The 21816-nt window shown below is 56.0% G+C and carries 14 protein-coding genes and 1 pseudogene; 9 read left to right on the top strand and 6 right to left on the bottom strand.

Annotated features, from left to right (window positions below; all coding sequences use genetic code 11):
- Nucleotides 1–33: 33 nt before the first annotated feature.
- The 3 genes and pseudogenes from H8A92_RS07555 to H8A92_RS07545 form a co-directional block, all read right to left on the bottom strand.
- Nucleotides 34–2301, bottom strand: coding sequence for a PAS domain-containing hybrid sensor histidine kinase/response regulator (locus H8A92_RS07555; RefSeq protein WP_229195192.1), 2268 nt, complete (start codon nt 2299–2301; stop codon nt 34–36).
- Between the two features lie 103 nt (nt 2302–2404).
- Nucleotides 2405–2923, bottom strand: a complete 519-nt coding sequence (locus H8A92_RS07550; RefSeq protein WP_229195191.1) for a hypothetical protein — start codon at nt 2921–2923, stop codon at nt 2405–2407.
- Between the two features lie 172 nt (nt 2924–3095).
- A pseudogene (locus H8A92_RS07545) lies at nt 3096–4115 on the bottom strand (YifB family Mg chelatase-like AAA ATPase); the annotation flags it as partial.
- Here H8A92_RS07545 and H8A92_RS07540 point away from each other — a divergent pair.
- The 5 genes from H8A92_RS07540 (at nt 4089) to ribA (ending at nt 10889) form a co-directional block, all read left to right on the top strand.
- Nucleotides 4089–5756, top strand: a complete 1668-nt coding sequence (locus H8A92_RS07540) for a recombinase family protein (protein WP_229195190.1) — start codon at nt 4089–4091, stop codon at nt 5754–5756. The pseudogene H8A92_RS07545 and the gene H8A92_RS07540 overlap by 27 nt on opposite strands.
- 245 nt (nt 5757–6001) lie before the next feature.
- Nucleotides 6002–8437 (top strand): AAA family ATPase, encoded by a 2436-nt coding sequence (locus tag H8A92_RS07535; RefSeq protein ID WP_229195189.1) that lies wholly within the window; start codon nt 6002–6004, stop codon nt 8435–8437.
- Between the two features lie 176 nt (nt 8438–8613).
- A complete protein-coding gene (locus H8A92_RS07530) occupies nt 8614–9765 on the top strand; it encodes an McrC family protein (protein WP_229195188.1) in 1152 nt (383 codons plus the stop codon).
- Between the two features lie 4 nt (nt 9766–9769).
- A complete protein-coding gene (locus tag H8A92_RS07525) occupies nt 9770–10291 on the top strand; it encodes a DUF4231 domain-containing protein (protein ID WP_229195187.1) in 522 nt (173 codons plus the stop codon).
- The gene (gene ribA / locus H8A92_RS07520) at nt 10281–10889 is read left to right on the top strand and encodes a GTP cyclohydrolase II (protein WP_229195186.1); all 609 of its coding nucleotides are present in this window, start codon (nt 10281–10283) and stop codon (nt 10887–10889) included. Before H8A92_RS07525 ends, ribA begins: the two co-directional genes overlap by 11 nt.
- Before the next feature lie 106 nt (nt 10890–10995).
- On the opposite strand, the gene H8A92_RS07515 is transcribed toward ribA, so the two are convergent.
- Both H8A92_RS07515 and H8A92_RS07510 read right to left on the bottom strand, forming a co-directional pair.
- Nucleotides 10996–11628, bottom strand: a complete 633-nt coding sequence (locus H8A92_RS07515) for a recombinase family protein (protein ID WP_229195185.1) — start codon at nt 11626–11628, stop codon at nt 10996–10998.
- Between the two features lie 67 nt (nt 11629–11695).
- Nucleotides 11696–13012, bottom strand: coding sequence for an AAA family ATPase (locus H8A92_RS07510; protein ID WP_229195184.1), 1317 nt, complete (start codon nt 13010–13012; stop codon nt 11696–11698).
- Nucleotides 13013–13274: 262 nt separating this feature from the next.
- On the opposite strand from H8A92_RS07510, the gene H8A92_RS07505 reads away from it, so the two are divergent.
- From H8A92_RS07505 to H8A92_RS07490, 4 genes are all read left to right on the top strand, one after another.
- Entirely contained in the window at nt 13275–16205 is a 2931-nt protein-coding gene (locus H8A92_RS07505; RefSeq protein ID WP_229195183.1) for a peptidoglycan-binding domain-containing protein, read from the top strand.
- A gap of 14 nt (nt 16206–16219) precedes the next feature.
- Entirely contained in the window at nt 16220–16576 is a 357-nt protein-coding gene (locus tag H8A92_RS07500) for a hypothetical protein (RefSeq protein ID WP_229195182.1), read from the top strand.
- Nucleotides 16576–19092, top strand: a complete 2517-nt coding sequence (locus H8A92_RS07495; protein WP_229195181.1) for an Hsp70 family protein — start codon at nt 16576–16578, stop codon at nt 19090–19092. The genes H8A92_RS07500 and H8A92_RS07495 overlap by 1 nt, the downstream gene beginning before the upstream one ends.
- 532 nt (nt 19093–19624) lie before the next feature.
- A complete protein-coding gene (locus tag H8A92_RS07490) occupies nt 19625–21031 on the top strand; it encodes a tetratricopeptide repeat protein (RefSeq protein ID WP_229195180.1) in 1407 nt (468 codons plus the stop codon).
- Between the two features lie 59 nt (nt 21032–21090).
- On the opposite strand, the gene H8A92_RS07485 is transcribed toward H8A92_RS07490, so the two are convergent.
- Nucleotides 21091–21774 (bottom strand): hypothetical protein, encoded by a 684-nt coding sequence (locus H8A92_RS07485; RefSeq protein WP_229195179.1) that lies wholly within the window; start codon nt 21772–21774, stop codon nt 21091–21093.
- Between the last annotated feature and the right edge of the window lie 42 nt (nt 21775–21816).

Raw genomic sequence — 21816 nt, 5'->3', positions numbered from 1 at the left:
CCTTCGCCGGGACGACGTGGGATTTGCAGCTGCCTACGCCGCGATATGCCGCGCGGCCGCCAGGCCCGCGAGCGCTTCTTCGAGCTTCTCGCGGTCGAGCGGCTTGATCAGAAAACCGTCCATGCCGGCCTCGAAGCAGGCATAGCGATCCTCGACCAGCGTGTTGGCGGTCAGCGCCAGGATCGGCGTCCTGCGGATGGACTGGCCGGCCTCGTGGCTGCGGATCTGCTTGGTGGTTTCGATGCCGTTGAGGCGCGGCATCTGGATATCCATCAGCACGATATCGTAGGGCGTGCCGGCTGACCTCGCCGAGAGCCAGGATTCCATGGCATGCTCGCCATTGGTTGTGATGACCACGTTGTGGCCGAGCCGGGTGAGCAGCGAGCGCATCAAGAGCGCGTTGATCTCATTGTCTTCGGCGACCAGGATCGAGAGCCCCTTGTCCGGCGGCGTGGATGCCGGCGCAGTCGGCGCGGACTCGGCTGCCGCCTCGATCGCAAGGCTTTGATCTCCGATCAGGCTTGGTGCGGCGATTTCGGGGGACGCCGTCAGGCGTGCGGCGAGCGACGACGCGCGCAACGGCTTGACCAGATAGCCGGTGAACATCGCCGTTTCCGCGGCCGAAAGATCCTGCCGCGTCGCCGGCGTGACCATCACGATGCGGTGGGTCGCATGGATGCGGGCGGCGCCGGCAAACGTCTCCATCGCCGCCGTGCCGAGCGTGTGGTCGATCAGGATGGCGTGCCAGCTCCGCTCCGGCAGCAGCGCCTCGGCGACATTGGCATCCGACACGATGCAGGTCTGCGCGCCCCAGCGCTGCAACCGCCGCGAGATCAGCGAGGCCTCGATGCTGTGCGGCGCGACCAGCATGATGGATTGGCCGGCAAGGTCGGGTGCCGTGAAGCCATTGACGTCGCCGGTGTCGGCGGCAGCCAGCGGGATCGACACTTCAAAGGTCGAGCCCGCGCCCGGCGTGCTCGCGAGCGTGATGCGGCCGCCCATGCGCCTGACGATGCGGTCGCTGATCGAAAGCCCGAGGCCGGTGCCGCCGTAGCTGCGCGCGATGCGGTCGTCGGCCTGCTCGAACTCCCGGAAGATGCGCTGCTGCGCTTCGGGAGCGATGCCGATGCCGGTGTCGCGAACCAGGAAGCTGATCTCGTTCGGCCAGATGCTGGGCTCGACGATCAGCGCCACGCCGCCGGTCGCGGTGAACTTGATGGCATTGCCGGCGAGATTGAGCAGCACCTGACGCAGCCGCGCAGCGTCGCCGGTCACCTGCATCGGCAACCGCTCGTCGACATAGGCGGCGATCTCGATGCCTTTGGTCTGCGCGCGCGGCGCCAGCAGCTCGGTGATGTCCTCGATCAGGCCGGACAGCGCAAAGGCGCGGTGCTCGAGATCGATCTTGCCGGCTTCGATCTTGGAATAGTCGAGCAGCTCCTCGATCAGCGCGAGCAGCGCGTCGCCGGATGTCTTGACCGCCTTGACGTAGGTCATCTGCTCCGGCGTCAGCTGCGTGTCCATCAGCAGTCCGCTCATGCCGATGATGCCGTTCAGCGGCGTGCGGATCTCGTGGCTCGCCATCGCAAGGAAGCGCGACTTGGCGCGGTTGGCGGCATCGGCCTGATCGCGCGCGTCGGCCAGCGCCCGCTCGCTCTCGGTGCGGTCGGTGACGTCGCGGCCGACACTCTGCATCTCCGCCGGCGCGCCGGCATCGTTGCGCACCAGACCTTCGCGCCAGGCGATCCAGCGCGGCCCGAGCGGTCCCTCGATCTTCTGGTCGTAGACCCGGGTGCCGCTGGATTCGAGCGCGGTGTCACCCTGCTCGAGCACCTTGAGCGTGGCGGTGCTGCCGATCAATTCGCTGCGGGAAATCTGCGCCAGCTCGCAATAGGCGTCGTTGGCGTAGGTGATGAGGCCGTCGAGGTCGCGCAGCACGATCAGATCGTCCTGTGCCTCGAACAGGGTAGAGGCGCGCTGTTCGGCTTCCTGCAGTTCCCAGTTGCGGTCGGCCATCGCCTCATTGTGCATGGCGATGGTGCGCAGCCTTCTGCGCATCAGCCGCAGGCGGATGCCGAGCGTCACGATCCAGAGGCAGGCGAGCGCGAACAGGAAGCTGACACCGATCGCGAATGCATTTGGGTCGTAGCCGCTGTGCTCCGAGAGCGCGCCCGAAATGAAACCGAAGGCGCCGCCGAACGCGACGGAAAAGATCGTGAAGGAGCGGACGATCGTCGCGACCCAGGAATGGCGCCGCAGGAAGCGGCGAAAGCGTAACTTGATCCGGAAGAAACGCCCCATCAATGGTGGCCCTGAAATAGCTTGATCCGGCAATGAAGATGCGTCGGCTACCTTGCAAAGTGCTTGAACTTGATGGCGGTTTCGCGCCGCCCTCAGAACAGGGTTAGCGGAGGGTTAACTCCGCCATGATCCGGGTGGGGAAGCGCGCGCGAGGCTCGTGCGACGCCGCTTCGAGGCGGCGATGTTCGCCGCGGGCGCTGACGATCAGGGCCGCGGCATCGCGCGCTGAGAACGTCTTCGACTGCACATAGACGCGGTAATCGAACGGACCGTCGTGCGAAAGATAGATGATGGGGTCGGTTGCAGTCGGATTGCTGGAAATCGCGATCAGCTGCGGCACCGCATTGCTCTCGCACGCCCCGGCTTCCGCATCGTCGACGTCGTCGATCACGGTGAAGTCGGCAGCGTCGGCGCTGTCGGCAACCCGGACCCGGACGGTCGCAAGGCTGGGGTCGTCGGTGAAGCTGACGTGAAGCTGCGCCAGCCAGGGGATCGACGCGATCTGCATCGTGGCCCCGCCGACCTCGATGCAGGGCCGGGGACCCGGCAGGATTTCCGCGCGGGCAAATACCGCGGCCACGGCAAGCGGCACCACCGAGGCCAGAATCTTCATACGCAACATGACACAACTCGCTCGACCCAAGCGTGCCGCAGATCGCGGTGCTTATGGTTTGCGGAGCGTAAACGAGAGTGGTTACCGCCGCGTTGACGCAGCAGGCATCGGGCCCCAAACGGGACCGCCTTGGTTCTGGCGCGTCGTCTTCACCGGACCCGCTTCACTGGAAACGCTCGGCTCAGGCCGCGCGGCGCAGATCGTCGGCCAATGCACGATAGGACAGCGCCTCGGCGAGGTGCAGTCGGCCGATCGTATCAGTGCCGTCGAGATCGGCGAGCGTGCGCGCCACGCGCAACACGCGGTGATAGCCGCGCGCCGTAAGGTGCATGGTGTCGGCGGCTTCGCGGAGCAGCTTCTGCCCCTGCGCGTCGGGCTGCGCGATGGTCTCGAGCAGCGCGCTCGGCGCTTCCGCGTTGGTGCGCACATGCGGCATGCCGGCCGCCGCATAGCGGGCGAGCTGGATGTCGCGCGCGGCGGCGACGCGTTTGGCGACCTCGGCCGATCCCTCCGCCGGCGGCGGCAGGATCAGATCCGCCGCGGTCACGGCGGGCACCTCGATCCTGAGATCGATGCGATCCATCAGCGGACCGGAGATCCGCATCTGATAGTCGGCGGTGCAGCGGTCGAGGCGGCCGCGCTTGCAGGAATAGCCGGGCTCATAGGCGTGGCCGCAGCGGCACGGGTTCATCGCCGCGACCAGCATGAAGCGCGCCGGATAGGTGACGCGATGGTTGGCCCTGCTTACCGAGACCTCGCCGTTCTCCAGCGGCTGGCGCAGCGAATCCAGCACGCGCGGATCGAACTCCGGCAATTCGTCGAGGAACAGCACGCCCTGATGCGCGAGCGAGATTTCGCCGGGCTTGGCGCGCATGCCGCCGCCGGTCAGCGCGGCCATGCTGGCGGAATGATGCGGGCTGCGGAACGGGCGCCGCGCGGTCAAGGCGCCGTCGCGGATCTCGCCGGCGACGGATGCGATCATCGAGACTTCAAGCAATTCGGACGGCGATAGCGGCGGCAGGATCGAAGGCAGCCGCGCCGCCAGCATCGATTTGCCGGCGCCGGGCGAGCCCATCATGAGGATATGGTGGACAATTAAATTACTAACTGTTAATGAGATCAGATGGTTATACCCATTCAGAAAATCCGTCCTAAGGCTTTCTCGTACGTCAGGATGTCCACTGACCTCCAGCTGAAGGGCGATAGCCTTCGCCGTCAGCGTGAGGCATCTCGTAAATACGCCGACAGCCACGGTCTGGAGCTGATCGAGGATGTCGACCTCCACGACATCGGTGTCTCCGCCTACAAGGGCAAAAATCTCGCATCTGGCGCCTTCGGGCGGTTCCTTGAGGCTGTTCGGGACGGAAAGATCGAGGCGGGCTCATACCTGCTCGTCGAATCATTTGATCGAATGAGCCGCCAAGAGCCGGTGGTCGCCCTGAAGCCGTTCATTGAGATCGTGGAAGCGGGTCTGGTCCTGGTCACGCTAGATGATGAGCGCGTCTTCAAAGGCAACATCAGCTTCGAAGATCTGATTATCTCGATCGCCAAGATGAGCCGGGCTAACGAGGAATCGGCCCGCAAGAGCGATCGCCTGTCACAGGCATGGAAGGCAAAACGGGCCGCCATAAGTCAAAGGAAGCTGACCGCCAGGTGTCCAAGCTGGCTGCGCCTGACGCCGGATCGAATGGGCTTTGAGGTTGTCGAGGACCGCGCAGTGGTGGTCCGCAGGATTTTCGACGAGGCTGCATCTGGGCTCGGCACGTTCACGATCGTTCGCCGCCTGAATGAGGAGGGTATCCCGACCTTCATGGGGAAGGGCGGCTGGCAGAACTCGACAGTCAACAAGATCCTCAGCAGTGCAGCAGCGATTGGGACATTCCAGCCCAATCGGATGGAAGGAGGCAAGCGGACGCCCGATGGCAATCCCATTCGCAACTACTTTCCCAGCATCGTAGCCCAGACAGTTTTCGAGGCAGCGCAGCGCGGTCGGCTGGAACGCAAGACGAAGCCTGAGGAAGGCAAGAAGGGCAGTGGTGGGCCGAAGGGAAGGCACTTCACCAACCTGTTTTCGAAGCTGGCGGTCTGCGACTACTGCCGCGAACCAATGCACTATCAAAACAAGGGTCAACCACCCAAAGGTAGGTCGTACCTCGTTTGCTCAAACGCACTTCGCAACGGTGGCTGCGAGATGACTGGTCGCTGGCGTTATGACCAGTTCGAGTCAACGTTCTTGTCCTTCGTCGAGCAACTTGATTTGGCATCGCTCGTGTCGTCGAGTGAGCACTCGTCCAAGCGAAATGAAGTTGCGCTCCACCTTGATGCCGCCGTGGGTAAAATTAGACTGTTGGAGGACGAACGGAGCAAGGCTTTCGAGATCGGCCTGAAAATGGCGGATTTTCATAGCGCATTCATTGCCGAGCGGATCAAGAAGGCAGAGCTAGACTTGGTCGCAGCGAAGAAGCTGGAGAAACAGCTTCGCCACGAGATTTCCGTCCTCGACCAGACGGCATTGACGTACTACCGCCGTCCCGATCAGGTCGCGGAGCTGATCGAGCGTGTGCGGGCCGCCAGAGGCGGGGACGTGTACAAGCTCCGTGCACAGATAGCATCGAGGCTGCAATCGTTGATCACCGAGCTACGCCTGACAGTGGACCCCGACACTCAGCGCTTTGAGGTGGTCTTCCGCGATGGCCAAGGCATGACGCTGTTCGTCGATCCGGAAGACCCGACGAAGTTCATTCAGAAGATCAGCGGGAAGGCGCCGGATTTCGACATGCTTTCCGTTGATGGCACCGTTGCTCAACTGCCAGCCGACCAGCCGACTCTGGATGAGAAATAAAGATTCCCAAACTGGTCACTCAGAGATCTTAAATTCCTTCACCGGCAAAACAGCCCATTCGGGGTGTCTAGGAGGGCAGCTATTGGATCGCCCAGATAAGGCCGCAAGCTACAACTTCATCCGGGCAATGCTGTCGCTGTCCCTGGAGGAAGTATTCTATAAAAGTATGGATTGCTCCTAACTGATTGATCTAGCATAGGTAGAGCTGCCGCACATCAGAGAGCCGGTTTGCATGGGGGGGAGTGATGGCCGCAGGCGAGGAGGCGCTTCGCATCAGGCTAACGCAGGGCGCTATTGATAACGGGTACATACGTGTGCCCTCCGACCAACAGCTTTTTCCAAGCCGATTCATTGCGGTTCCGGATGGTGAGCCCGAGGAGAGGTTTAGCTTGATACTCCCGGACGGGAGAGTTTTCAGAACTTGTCTTCTTGGGAAGTACAGCCGGCTGCAACTCCGCTTTGGAGCTACATTTAAAAAGCATCACGTACAGCCCGGCGATTTCGCGGTTCTCGATCGCGATCCTGCCAGCTCTGATAGATACGTTCTAACGTTCGAACGTGATCCAGCGAGGCCCGACACAACTTCTCTTCCGGTAACAATCGCGGACAACGTAGCAATGCCTGATCTTAACCGAATTTTTTACGGTCCTCCTGGCACCGGTAAAACGTATGCAACCGTCACTGCAGCTCTCGAGATCCTTGACCCCCAATTCCTGTCAGAAAATCAGGATGATCGCGAAGCGCTAAAGAGCAGGTTCGATCAGCTCGTCGCAGCTGGCGACGTGCGGTTTGTGACCTTTCATCAAAGCTTCAGCTACGAGGATTTCGTAGAGGGGCTACGAGCCGAGAACGATGAGAATGGACAGCTTCGATACGAAATCGTGGATGGAGTTTTCAAGAACCTATGTACTGCTGCGACCGCGAGAGTAACGGAGCAACGTGAAGCGCCAGTCGATCTGGAGAACCGTCGTGTCTGGAAGATGTCTCTCGGCAATTGGTTGGGAGATGACGCCTACATTTTTGATGAATGCATCGAAAATGGCTACGCTCTGCTTGGTTACGGTGGAACGACCGACTTCAGCGATTGCAAAGACCGAGAGGACGTCTTCGACCGATTCATCGCGAGTGGAGAATCTCTCACGCGAGATTCGTACCCTGTCTCGGCGGTCAACACCTTCCTATTCAAGGTCAGCGAGGGTGACCTTCTCGTCGTAACAGAAGGAAACTCAAAATTTCGCGCAATCGGCCAGGTGATAGGCGATTATCGACGAGTCGACCGAAAGGAACAAAACGATTCTTATGGTCAATGCCGACCCGTGAAATGGTTGCGCGTGTATAAGCCTTCTCTGCCGCTCGAACAGCTGATGAACAATCAGTTCAGCCAGATGACGCTCTATGAGTTACGACCAGGGGCGATAGACATGAGCAAGCTGGCGGCCCTGCTGAATTCGCGTTCGGAAATTTCGACGCAGATCTTCAAGGTCGGTGAGCAATTTGGAACCGGATACGAGGTCGTGTTCGCTTCTGCGGATCTTGTCGAGCTAGCAAAGCCGAACGGCAACCGGCTCCCGATCGGTATCGGGTTGCTCAAGACGCTCGCTGATCATGTGAAAAAGGGCGATCTGACGCTCGATGACATCCGCGAAAAGCGCGTCTTTGACAAGCTGTCGGACTCCAAATTGGAGCCGTATCTCGTTAATGGCTATAACAACATCCTTCCGCGATTAGTCGAACGGTGTCTCTCCGGCGCAGCAGCGGTTTCCGCATCGAAGTCGAATGCTAAGGTATTGATCATCGATGAAATCAATCGCGGAAACGTTTCCCGTATTTTTGGCGAGCTAATCACTCTTGTGGAGCCTTCCAAACGACACGGAGCGCCTGAAGCACTCGAGGTGGTGCTACCTTACTCAAAAACGCGCTTTAGTATTCCCTCAAACGTCTTTTTGATCGCGACCATGAATACAGCCGACCGATCACTTACAGGGCTCGACATAGCATTGAGGCGGCGCTTCTCGTTTCAAGAGATGGTCCCGCAAATCGAGGAACTTGAGGATATTGAAGTCTCAGGCGTCGAGGTAAGTGAACTCTTGAAGGTGATGAATGATCGAATTGAGGTGCTATTGGACAGAGAGCACCGGTTAGGACACGCGTATTTCCTAGATCTGCGTAGCCAACCTACAATCGAAGTGCTGAGCGCGATCTTCCGCCAAAAGATTATTCCGCTATTGCAAGAATATTTCTTTGAAGATTGGACGAGAATTCAGCTGGTCCTGAACGACCATCGCAAGAGCCGTGAGCATTGCTTTGTGGTGGAGGTTAAAGACGACCTTGAAGCCTTGTTCGGCGAAACGAACGTGCCCGGCCAGAGAGTGCGTTGGGAAATAAACGAAGAAGCGTTCGACCTGCCGGCAGCGTACTCGGGCATTATCGATCATGTGCGCCAACCACTCTCCCCAGAAACCGAGTTTGAAGGGCGGAAAGGCCACTTGACTGTCAAACAGCTGTCGACGGGGACCATCCAAGTTTGGGAAAATGGAGCACTGCTGCCCGAGGCGAGGCCGCTGCTTTGGAAGTTAGCAACGGAGCTAGGTCTTAAGACGCACTACTCCAGCGGAAAAGAATATAACACGAGATCGTTGGGTGCGGCCGTCATTTCTGCATTGAATGCGAGCGCAAGTTGAAGGAATCGATTGTCGTTAGAGAGCATGCAAGGCTCACAACCGACGAACTAGCCGTTCGGTCACTCGATTGCGAACGGGTCTCCTCTTCAGCGTTTGAGTGGCTGTGTCGCCTCATGTCTCTATTCAGGAACAGCGGCGCTTCACTCGCGCATCTAGAAAATCGACGTTGTCTTAGATTGGACAACTACGTTGGCGTTCTCGAAACGCCTTGCGGTACGCGCCTCGAGATTCTTCCAAAACACTTTGAACTCAGTGACGACGTCAATAAGAGCCGCCAGCTACTTCGGCGGATGATACTGAGTGCGCTTGATCTGCCTGTTAGGGAGATTGGTCCAGCGGACCTCCAGTTGTTTGATGCCCCACTAAACGAATGGGTTATTCAGCAATTCTTGCTTGCGCTAGATCACCTTGTAAAGCGCGGAGTCCGATTTGATTATCGCCGTGTCGAGGAAGAAAAGATCTATTTACGGGGACAGCTTGATCTTGGGAAGCAACTGCGGCAGCCACCGGGTCGCCGGCATCATTTCCAGATTCGTCACGACATCTTCCTGGCGGATATACCCGAAAATCGCTTGCTTAAGCTCGCGCTAGAGATTGCTTGTAAGACGACGCAAGAGTCTCGCAATTGGCATCTCGGGCATGAGTTGCGCAACCTCCTCCATGAGATCCCTGCAAGCTCGAATGTGTGGAGCGATTTCGAGCAATGGCGAGACGATCGATTGCTGGCCCGTTACCAACAGATCAGGCCATGGTGTGAACTGATACTGCGCCAGCAGACGCCGATGGCGTTAGCCCACGAATGGCGCGGAATAAGTCTGTTATTCCCGATGGAGAAGCTCTTTGAACGGTATGTCGGGTCAATTCTCAGAAGGGCTCTACTGAAAGAGGCATCACTTAAGGCACATGCAGCGTCACAGCACCTTTGTGAGCATGATGGCGGGAAGGTATTTCGTCTCGAACCTGACTTCCTGGTCACACATGGCAAGAAGCGCTGGGTGCTCGATGCAAAATGGAAACTGATTGATGCAGGCAACAAGAGAGATAGTTACGATCTACGGCAATCAGATTTCTATCAACTATTCGCGTATGGTCACAAGTATCTCGGAGGTCAATCGGAGGGCGAGCTGGTTCTGATCTATCCGAAGCGACCCCAATTTATGCGACCGCTTCCTCCGTTCGACTTTTCAAGCCAATTGAGACTTTGGGTGCTGCCAATCGATTTAGAGCATAGCTGTATAGAGGGGATCCAAACAACCAATGTTCCCGTGGCTGGTGGTCTCAAGGCGTACGGAACGCGAGCGCCAGACCAACGAGTTCGGACGAGGTAGTGACATGAGTCTATTTCGAAATGATAAATTGATCCAAACAGACACCTACGCAAAAGCTACTGACTATTACTCCGCAGTCCATGCAGGAATGAGGGAGAAGGCCGACCACAACAAGCACGAATCGCAGATGTCATTCTACGTGGTAATTTGCTTTACACTAGCTGCTCCTCTCTTCGTTACCCTTGGAGATGGTTGGCTTTGGGGCAAGCTTATTCCAGCGTGCCTTTCGGTCTTTTCGGCCGCAGCGACAGCGTGGCTCCAGCTTAGGAAGCCGCAGCGACTTTGGTCGATATATAGACGAGCGCAAAGAGAATTGGAGCGTGAGAAGGCAGCGTACGATTTTGGCCTTCACGACTATGCGAATGCTGATGCAGATAAAAGAAACAAGCTCTTGGCGATGAAAACGGCCGAAATCGCGTTCCACGTCCACGAGCAATGGGAAGGTCTCGTGCCTGAACCCGATGCGTTGCTAGCCAAGACGCCGTCTCTTCCACTGGGCGAGGTAGGGAACGCCAATGCTAAGTGAGCCGCGAATTGCCCACTCTCCACTTCGTACCCGGTACGGCGATTTCATTCTGTATGTCTTCTCGTGGTCTGATAACGAGCAAGACAATGTCCTTGCGCTTTTGAGCGACAAACAGGTCGAATGTCCATTAGTTCGGGTGCAGAGCGCTTGCTACACAGGCGAGATATTTGAAAGTGTCGATTGCGATTGCCATTGGCAACTAGAGACAAGCTTGAGGAGGATACAAAGTGAAGGTGGAGTCTTCGTTTACATGCTTCAGGACGGACGCGGTGCCGGCTTGCTTGCTAAGGTTCGGGGAATGGCATTGTCGGCTACCGAGGGAATCGACACAGCGGACGCTTATAAGCGGCTTGGAGTACCTCCCGATCCGCGCGCTTATGAACAAGCGGCATTCATCCTAAAGCACCTAGGGTGCTCATCAGTCCGTCTGCTAACTAACAATCCTCGTAAGATTGCCGGGCTGGCCAACCAAGGCATTGCGGTTGAGAGAGTTCGGCTCGAAAGCGAGCCAACCGAGCAAAACAGGGGATATCTCAAGTCAAAGGCTCTTAAGCTCGGACACATGATGCGAGCTTTCGACACCGACTTTATTTCATAGAGCTGCCCTAAGAGCGGGATCCACGCGCCTAGAGAGGCATCTGCGAGCTCGAACGCACTCACACGCCGGTCAGTTGTCGATTTGCCGAACCACCGACAACGCACGTCTACTCGCCGACTCGAGTCAGGTAGTTTTTGACCGTCTGCGGGTAGAACCTCCGCCCGGTCGCCGTCATAATTCCCCTATCGTTCAAGTGCCGCGCAATCTCACTGTAAGATCGCCGCAACAAATCCGCATCCAATTTCTCCCTGAGTTGGGATGCAAATTCGTCAGCGGCCTTGCGATTCTTCGCGGCCAAATTCCGACTATTCAAGCCGAGAATCTTCCCTCGATGTTTGGCTTCGGCCAACGCCGCTCTTGTACGTTCGGAAATCAGTCGACGCTCCTCTTGAGCCAGAGCTGCGAATATGTGCAGTTGGAAATCGGTTGCAGTGGGCATTTCGGCGCAGACGAGGCCGATGCCCTGCTCAAGAATGCCTGCGATGAAGCTGACACGACGTGAGAACCGATCGAGGCGGGCAATAACAATCTTTGCGTTCTCCCGCTTCGCCAGTTGGATCGCTCGTTGCAACTCCACACGTGAATCGTCTTTCCCAGACTGAACGTCACAGAATTCCGCGATCAGCGTACCAGCGCTTACAACGAACTCGGATATCTTGCGGTGCTGAGCCGCCAAACCAAGTCCGGACTTGCCTTGGCGTTCGGTAGACACTCGGAAGTATGCGATGAATTTCGCCAAGACTGCCTCTCAAAAGAAGCTGCCTCCTTCAATTCGTAATGCGGGACAACGGCGACCATCACCATTGTCAAAAATGGTCGGTGCCAAGTTGAACGCCATTTCGTTCGGCCACGAGCCTCACATATCCGCGATTGACCTTCTCCGGAAATTCATACCAAGAATTACGCGACTTCTCCAAAATTCGGCCGTGCCGCTGATCTGTCAGCTTATAGAGGCGATCCCTATACTTCTCGTAAGTAAGTGCCGTCCTCTTTTCTTGAATCTTCGTGTCGAAGAGTTCTTTGCGCAATCGCTCTTCCATCATTGGAATGTAGGAATTGTCGTACATCTCGCGACTTTGTCGCTGCATGTGAGTGCCTGCTGCAGCCGACCAAAGGACCTCCTCATAGTCGAGTGAGTTTTTTGTCTTCTGAATCGCCAACTTATAGGCCGACTTCAGTGGCGACTCGGCCTGTTCCATGGATCCCATCACAGCCGCATGAAAATCAGCGGACGTAATGACGGGGTCATGCGGATGCTTATCGAAGGCAATCCAAAACAAATTCTGAGCGACCAGATGAATGTAGTATGGAAAACCATCGCTGATGTGACCCACGCGAATGAGATGCTCACCGTCAACCGTGAAGCCTAACGCGTCAGCCGCTCGAGTAACGATGCGCCAGCGAGCATCATGAGATATCTGATCAAGCTCAATCGGATGCAAAGGCCGATTGGAGGACAGATGTCCACTCGTCAACTCATCAAGCGTTTTGCCTATCCCGCAAAACAAGAATCGAACATTGACAGATTTGTCGTGAATGCGTTTGATCAGGTCAGAGAATCGACGCTTCATTTGATCATCTTTAATGCGATCGAATTCGTCCACCACGATAAGGGGCTCGGAATATCCCGAAAGCTGTGCGGCCTCGCCGATCATGTCTGCCGCCTCGTTTATGGTTTCGACTTTCTCTGGAATTATCCACGTTCCCCCGCTCCCCTTAACTTCGTATTTCAAGAAAGCTAGGTTGAATCCCGCTGACTGTTGGAAGTCGGTTTGCCGCCTCAGAACTCCTGATCCAAGAAACTCACGGCAAATATCCCTGATCAAATGGTCGAAAGTCGCGTCTTCGTCACAGCCGACATAGGGCGGATACGCGTCAATCTTTAGGAACGTCTTCGCCGCGCTCACCGCGAGCGACGTCTTTCCGATTCCACGTTCTCCATGAATAAAGACGTGCATTCCCTTTGAATTGAGTGCGCGGCTAATTTCACGCAGCTTCGCCTCGCGCCCCTGCAATGACTTCACGTCCTCGATTGGAATGCCGGGGACAATTAACCGCTTTAAGATTTCCCGAAACTCATCTTCGTCGGCGAACTTCGTGTCGGCATTCGGTATCGCTTTCATCGGTCCCCCAGCCTGCGAAACGAATCGTCCATTAATGATGGGCATTGGGCCGCTTGCCCGCAATAGTTACCGATGTTGGTTAGCCAGCATTACTCGAAAGCACGCGCGAATCAGCGATCAGTGATGTCCCGTCCAGGGACGGCTACAGGGAAGTCCTTACCCAATGGGTCATCGACATACTCGTTCGCCTGGAAGCGCAGGCTGAAAGTTTAACTTCAAAAACGCCCTCCGGTTGCATACGCTCACGGGCGGGGGCCAGAGCATGACCGACATTTTGGAATGTGATGTTAGATCATTTCAGCTGCTCAAAAATCCGTTCTTTGTTCTCAAGGTCGACCCGACCACGCCTTTGGATCGGATTGCTGAGGCGGTCGAGGACGCCCTAGTCGACGCGGAGATATCGGAAGATGTCATTGCGGAAGCCCGTGAGGCGCTAATCAATCCTCGTCAGCGCACAAGCGTAGAGGTTTCTTATCTTTTTGACAGTCCGCCAAATCAAGTCGCTCGATTGGTGGCAGCATTGAAAGGCTCACCGGCAGCGCTTCTCAAAGAAGCCGAAAAAGCTGCCCCGCTCTCAAGGTCAAACGTTCTGACAGAACTAGCTTCTCGCTCGCCCGCATCGAGCGACATTCTCTTTTCGATATTGGACGCCCAAGCTCAAACAGCGCCGGCCAATATCTTCACGAAGATCCAATCCGTCAGGCGGCAAGCTGGCATCGTGAGCCCGTCTTTGGAGGCCGTGAAGGAGGCGCTCGAAACACTCTACGAGCAACACGTCAAAGCACTGCTTGGGGGCTTGAAGAGCGCCAAGGCAGCCGCTGCGCCACTTCGAGATTGCACCAGACGAATCTTGGCTCAGCCCGATGAAGACCGGCTGCAAGCGTTAGAGAGGCTGCTGAGATCATACGCTCAGTTTGCATCGTCTGAATTAGGAGAACTTGAAGAGCAAATAACCGCTACTGCTGAGAATTTGAAATCGAAGCCCGCGACTAACGAAGATGTCGGCACACTGTCACATTATCTCCGAAAGTGGCTTGAGTTAGCTCGACCCCTGATTGAATCAGAAGCAAGCAAAGGTCGCGACGACCCCCGCTCTCGTCAGCTCTACTTCACGATACGAAATCTCTGCCTCGATCGCGCTAATCAGCACGACGATTACATTTCGGCGCTAGCCATTTCAGAAGTCGCCTCGGAAGCATTTGAAGCGCTCCCGAGAGCTTCTGAACAGTTAGCGGAGGATGACCAAGTACTGCGAGACCGAATTGCCGAAAGAAGAATAGTCCCGCTGAAGGATTTCATTGATCGCGTTTCCAAATGGACCATCGCCGCTGACTTAGAGAGTGGTGGATTCGGCGCCTCTTCAAAAGGAGAAGCTCGCGACCTTTGGCTTCTGTTCTCCACGGCCCTGGACGAACTCAAACAAACGAAGTTCGCCGACCTCCCGTGGATATTGCTACGTGGCCTTGCGATTGACCTGAACAATGAAGAGAACTCGCCGGTAGCCGCTAAGATTATCATCGAAGAACTATTGCGTTTAGCAAGCGACGTAGCCCCCTCAGTCGACCTCAGTGGGAGGCTCCGAGAAGACCTTTTCGCCGCCACGAAGAATGCGAAAGAAAAGCGCCTGTTGAAGCTTGTGGAGGGAGGAGAGACCTCCGCTGCGCTAGGTGCTCTAGACGACCTATTGAAGTTAGATCTCTCCGCGGAAGACCGCGCCGTCTACAATCAACTCAAAGTCAAATTACAGAGTCAAAGGAACGGTCGGTACGTCAAATGGGGCTTTTTCGGCGTCATAGGCCTTGTGCTGCTAGCCGCGACCATGTCGAACAATTCGGGTCCTTCAAGTTCCGGCTCAAGATCTTCATCTCACCCTGTTCAGCCTACTTTCCCATCCATTCCTCCTCGCGCAGATGGCGACAATTTCTCAAGTCCCAGAATTCCAACTCCACAAACTGACCAGGCGGACGCGTCCGAGATCAAACCTCCCATCGGGTCAGGCAATCTCCTTTCACGGTCAAATATCCGATACTGTCGCTATCAGAAAGCCAGACTGAAAAGTATTGAAGGAGACTTACGCAATCCGTACGAAACAGACGAGTTCAATAAACTTGCCGATGACTACAACGCGCGTTGCTCGAACTTTCGATATCAGGAAAGCGACTTGCGAGTCGTTGAAGAGGAAGTGAGAAGCAAAGCAACCTTGTTGAGTCAAGATGGTCGCCGCATAACGTCTGCTTGGCGCTCACGCCCTTCGCCCACCACCATTCCTGGCATTGGATCATCCCCACCGCTTGAGGCGCGGCCTAACGGCCAATCTCCCCCAATGGTTCAGCTTCCGGCCGAAATCATGGGAGCGCCCGCGGCTAAACCTGAAGCCCGGGTGCAAGACGATTCCGCCACAGACCTGCTCAATCTTGAAACAGCTATCGCGGCCCAAAAGCGCCTCCTTGACTTAGGCTTCTTCCGCGGACCGATAAATGGCGTCTGGGGCCCTCAATCTCGCAGCGCGTTGAAAGCGTTCAAATCAGCAAACGGACTATCTCCAGACGATAGCTATGATGTCGCCTCGGCTGAACGATTGCACTCAACCGCAGCCCTCCGCGCTGCACCGGGGGCAAAACCTAGCACAGACCCGGCCCAAGAATCCTATTACGCGCCGCGAGCAGGTACTTCCATCAACCCTCTGAATCGCAACGATGCTGCTCGGGTACACAACAAACTGCGAGAGCTTGGGTATTACCGGGCGACCAACAACAATCTGTGGAGTGCCGCTTCGCGGGACGCCCTAAAGGAATTCAAGACGAGAAATGGCCTTGCCCCTAACGACGTGTGGGATTCTGCCACTGAGCAAACCCTCATGGCAGCCACCGCTCCGAATACGCCGTCCGATATTGAGGAAGCGTTTTCGGCCAGCGTCATGGGCGCTTGGACCACCGATCTCCGAGCCTGTCAGGGTGCTTCCGGGGGCACCGACGCACTTGTCGTGACGATCACGACGAAAGGCGCTGAGACAGATGGCGCACGGTGTGAATTTCAATCGTTCTCCGGCTCCGGCGTCAACTGGAAGGTCGCGGCTGTGTGTACTGTCTCCGGAGAGACTAGAAAAACAAATATCAATCTTGCTCGCCTAAACGAAGTTCTAACCTGGTCGAGCGCCAAAGGCACCACCAAGTACCTACGATGCCCGGGCTGAGAGGATCATCCGATATGCAACTCCTCGAGAATGATGTTGCCGAACTTGCATCGGAATATTGGAAGCTCGTACGAGCTTTTGAACGGAGTATCGCATTGACGCCGGAGGCGCATCACAACCGCCTCCATGCGCAGGCTCGATACGCCAACGGCAGGCTGGATACGATTTTAGACCGCGCAGGAATTAAGATAACTACCTTCGACGGCGCTGAGTTTGAGATCAATCTTCCCGTCACCGCTGTGAACGCGGAGGACGTGAACTCAGAGGCCTCGTGCATTATAGAACGCACTCTAGAACCAACTGTAATCCTAAATGACCAAGTTGTGCTTACGGGCAAGGTTTTTCTCGTTGAGAGGAAGGATCAGCAATAATGTATTTGGGCATTGATCTAGGTACGTCGAACTCGGCGATAGTCGGCAATAGCGGCGGAGAGCTTCGTCACTTCAAGACACCCGAAGGCACAGACGTACTTCCTAGCGCGATTATGGTGGATCGTCGGGGTGGGATGCTGGTCGGCAAGCGAGCTTATGATCAAGCAGCATTTTCGCCAGAAAGTATCGCCCAGGGTTTCAAGCGCCTGATGGGCACGTCGAGCCCGATTCGTTTTGCCAACGGCACCACGATAACGCCTGAAGAAGCTAGCTGTGAGGTCATAAAGGCTTTGCTGGCTCAGGCTCGGATGAGCGCCGGCGACTTTAACATCGAAGGTGCTGTTGTCACCATTCCCGCCGCCTTCAACCAAATGCAGTTTGAAGCAACCATGCGTGCCGCCGCGAACGCGGGCCTATCTCAAGTCGCGCTGTTGCAGGAGCCTATTGCCGCCGCCATGGCTTCGATAGCTCGCTCCTCAAACAAGAATGGTCAATTCCTTGTTTATGATCTCGGAGGAGGTACCTTCGATGCAGCGATCGTTCAGACCATTTCTGGGTCCGCCACAGTGATAGCGCATGCTGGCATCAATATGCTTGGCGGCCGAGACTTTGATCGAGCCATCGTAAATTCGATTGTGAGGCCATGGCTTCTGACAAATTTCTCTTTGGCCGACGACTTCCAGCGCGAGGAGAAGCACCAACGCCTCATTCGGGTGGCACACTATCGGGCTGAGATGTCCAAGATTGCTTTGTCGACCCAAACGCAAGATCGAATCTTCGCCGATGAAAGTCAGATTGGCGCAAGAGATCGCAATGGAGCTGATATCTATCTCGATGTTGAAATCGACCGAAGTCAACTTGAAGCAATTGTCGTGGACGAAGTTGATCGCTCGATCGAACTATGCCGGTCCTTGATCAAGGATGCGGGCTACGGCCTGGATGATATCGACCGAATAGTTCTTATTGGCGGTCCCAGTCGCATGCCGATTGTTCGCGAAAGGATCGCGTCTCGGCTTGGACTGCGGGTCGATCTTGACACCGATCCTATGACGTCAGTTGCCGTGGGCGCTGCCATTTTTGCGGAGAGTCGGGAATGGACGAAGGACGGCGCCAGTCCGAAGGGAAGCCGCGCCGTGGCTAAAGTCAGCGACGTACGGTTCGATTATCCGGCACGTGTCTCATCTTCTAACTTTCGACTTCGGATTCGCGTAGAAGACTCAGCCCAACTTTCTGGATCGCGTTTGCAGTTGAAAAGTGAGAGCGGCTGGGCCTCAGGAAACTACGACTTGCAAAGTACTACGGAGATTCGCGACATACCGCTGGCTCAGCGCGGAGTTAATCGCTTTATCGCGGAAGTTGCGGACTCCAAAGGGGCCACTACCCGCACTGACATCTTGGTGTTTCGGTCTGACGCGAGTGCGGCGGGAATGCCTATGACACATAATCTGGCGGTGAAGATACTGGATAACACGTCAGGCATAGATCAGAACAAGCTTCATACCCTCGTCAAACGAGGAACTGTTTTGCCCAAAAGGGGCGCAGAGCAATTCCGGGCCTCAAAAGACCTACGGTTCGGAAATGATGATTATCTCGACTTCGAAGTATATGAGCAGGCCGATGACGTTTTCGATCCGTCATTGAACCTAGCTGTAGGCGGGATTCGAATTCATGCGTCCGATTTGGCAGCTGGTGATATCATCAGGCGAGGTGATCCAGTTATCATTCATTGGTCGATCGACGAGAACGGTCTGTTCAACTGCAAACTCGAATTTTCAAAGATCAGCCAGACGTACGAGACCGGAAAGATGTACGTCTCGGCCGAGGGCCATCGCAGTTACGATGGTTCTGAAGGACAACGACTTGCATCCGAATCACTTATGAAGGCGCGTGAGGATGTAGATGGCCTTGAACGAGCGCTTGGAGCCGATGTGTCAGAGTTTTCGCGAGACCTTCGGTCAAGAATGGGAAAGCTTCGTGGTACGCTTGAGCTGGCCACTGATGCAGATACTCGCAGGACTGTTTCGGAGGACGCTCGTTTAGTACGGCAAGAAGTCGCAAGAATCAGGAATAGGCCGGAGTTCATCCGCAATAGTGTGCGATCCGATATTGATCAGTTCATTGAGGGGTTCGCTTTGAGCGTCTCCTCTGTTCTCGACGAACGGACGAATACACAAGTTCAGCGCCTTGCAGCATTGGCTAGAGACGCGCTTACCCGACCTGGCCCCCACTCGATCGTGGACGCTCAACGCTCTCTTGATGAAGCTAGAAGCATTGTCTTCAGCGCGCTCGCAAAGCTGCCTGACTTTTGGGTCGTTCGCTTCGAGTCACTTGCTGAAGATCGTGAATCGGCAATCGACAAGCAACTGCACGATGATCTCGTTCGGCAAGGCGCGGCGGCGCTTCAAAACAATGATCCGGACACTCTTCGCGAAATTACGTTCAGACTATCTGACAATAAGGTCGTGTCGTCGGAGGTCGGAAGGGGGGAAATCCCTTCAGGCATAACGCGTGATTGACTCGGTATTTTAGGGACGAAGCTGAAGCGATTGAGGTGCGAGTCGCCCCGGGCGTCGTCTAGCGCGTAGAGAAGGGCGAGGGGCCCGGCCGAAATACTTCAGGGGTCTGGTGACCTCGCTGCCGCGGCCTGCTGCGTTCCACGCTTCCCCGGTCTAACCGAGATGCACGGGAATACGGTGCCAACGATGGTTGGCAGGGCCTTTCGACAAATTCCGAGCAGAATGAGCATAATACTACGAGGCAAGGAAGCGACGGAGCCAGGCAAAATCGGGCCGTGCCTTAAAACATAAACCAGCGTTTATGTTTGACGGGCCCCAAAGTGCCACGAAGGCGAAGGGTGTTGCCGCCGCACGCCGTGCTGACCTCACTGTTCTCGCAGCTGATAGACCGACCAGGGCTAGGGCAGATCGTTCAAACAGGACGGCACGAGAGGCACGAGCGCCCATCGCGCCCCGTAATTGCGATCACATCGATGCGCACCTATACTGATGCCTCTTCATTTCTTTTTGGAAGTTGAACGAGATCGGCATTATGAAGAAAATGTTCATTTGCGCGGTTGTTCTGCTTTGGTCCTTCAGCGAGTCTTTCGCGCAGAACGGCCAGATGCAGAACGGCCGATTGTTGCCGTCGCCGCCCCCACCGCCGGTGACGAGTCCCGATTCGGCTCGTGGATCATGGGAAAGGCTTCCGCCGGCCGAACTTGCGTGTGCTGAAAAACGGTTTGTAGAGCAGGGTACAACTTTAAACGACATTATCACGCGCGTTATCGGCCCAGATGACTTGCGCGTTGCAGATGTCCGCTTTGAATGCAGTCTCCAACCGCAGGGTGGGAGCGCCAGTCCCCCGCCGGAGACGACCGTGACTGCTTGCGATCAGTATGCAGCGAGCGACTTGGATGACAAGCGCCTGGGTCCAGGCGTTAGTTTTGACAAAATTGATCGGGACCTTGCTATTCCCGCCTGCAGGGACGCCGTCAAGAAATACCCAACCACTCCGAGATTCTGGTTTCAGCTTGGGCGTGCTTACCTGCGGAGTAAGAACGAGACGTTAGCAATTGACTTCTACCGAAAAGCAGTCAACGCGAACTACCCGGTCGCATTTACAGCGCTCGGGAGGCTCTACTACAGCGGTCAGAAATTTGATGAAGCATTTCGCTTGCTTTCGAGAGCCGCAGCCCAAGGAAGCGCGCTTGCCCAATCGAACGTTGGTAACATGTATTTCAATGGGCAAGGTGTTACGAAAGATGAAGGTCAGGCCGCTGCCTGGTTTCGAAAATCTGCCGATCAGGGGTATTCCGAAGGACAGCACAATCTTGGCGTTTTGTACGAGAACGGCCGCGGTGTGCAAAAGGACCTAGACCAAGCTGTGGCTTGGTTACAGAAAGCAGCCACGCAGGGTTACGAGCCATCGAGAAGAGAGCTCGACAAGATCAGAGAAGCACAGCAGCAAAAGGAAGCAGCGTCGAAGGCTCAAATTGAATACGAAGAAGCCTTGAAAAACATGCCCAAGAGGGATCCAGAGGACGTAGTGGCTCAGGTGCTCAACTATAGCCGCTTTGGAAAAGACAACGGCGCCGACGAGGCCTATTTTACGCGAGTAGACAAGTGCGCCTATAGATTGGTTAGGAAGCCTAATAGAGCCAATGTCGCAGGGACTACTCCGGACCCGATCCAGCAGGCGTTGCAAGATCCTTTGACCGGCGGAGATGATCTAATCAACCTTGATGAATTAGATCCGCGCTTGATCAGCTTTCAGAGCGGTGCTGCCGGCAGACTCCTGGCTCCCCTCTATCAAGGGGCTTCGACGGTCGCGACCGTTGTGAGATACGACACAAAACCCATGATCTATACCTTGGAAGCGTTGAACGAGGAGCGACTGCAGCGAGGTTGGGGACTGATTTACGAGAGGTATTGCACCGGAAAGCGCAAGGCGTTTTAGCTCGGGTTCTCGGATCTTAGCGTGAACCACACAATCGGACGAATGGCGCCGTCGTGCTCTCACGCAAGACGCTTCATTGGAACGGGTGACTTCTCCCGTGTGGTAAGCCGAAGCAGACTACCCTTAAATGAATCATCTAGGGTCGCGGGAAGTCCCTTGCGGGCACCAATCCACAAAGGGCTGTCCGCCATATCGCTGGCCACGAGCTTAAGCGGTCCGGACTCGACTCTCGTCCCGTTGATTTTCGCTAGGATCGCTTTGTCTTCGGATGACCACTTGGTTTCGCCCATACGATCTTGAGCATCAGCTCGGACTATCTGTTTCAAAGCAGTGGCGGACCCATCCTTGTCACCAATTCCAGCGATCAGGATACCGACAAAGATGCTCTCCGCCGGGATGCCGGCGGTGATGTCGATGCCCGAACGATCCGGTCCTAGCCCGAATCCGCTGGACTGCATCGGATCAGGAGCAGGATGCATTGCGCGGTGCACATACCAAGTTCCTGATTCGAGCTGGCGAGCTGCGGCTGCCTTGGGAAATCGGACCGCGTGCGCTGTTGGGTCCGGCCATATGGTGGGGTGATGTAGATACAACTCCACAGTCGCAATGGGCCATCGATGCCGGCCATCGTACTCGAGGTGGTGACCGAGCAAGAGAGATCGCGCTGCCTCAATAAATCGGCTTTGAATGTCTTCGAAGTTCGTGATGCCTGCAAAATTCGGTATCGGGGAGGACAAGATCAATTTAGTCACCTAATCTTGGAACGACTCGGATAGTAGGAAGCG

The sequence above is a fragment of the Bradyrhizobium acaciae genome (genome assembly GCF_020889785.1).
In the GTDB taxonomy this organism is placed as follows: domain Bacteria; phylum Pseudomonadota; class Alphaproteobacteria; order Rhizobiales; family Xanthobacteraceae; genus Bradyrhizobium; species Bradyrhizobium acaciae.
Note: the sequence above shows the minus strand (reverse complement) of the source record. Positions and strands in the feature narration are given on the sequence as shown.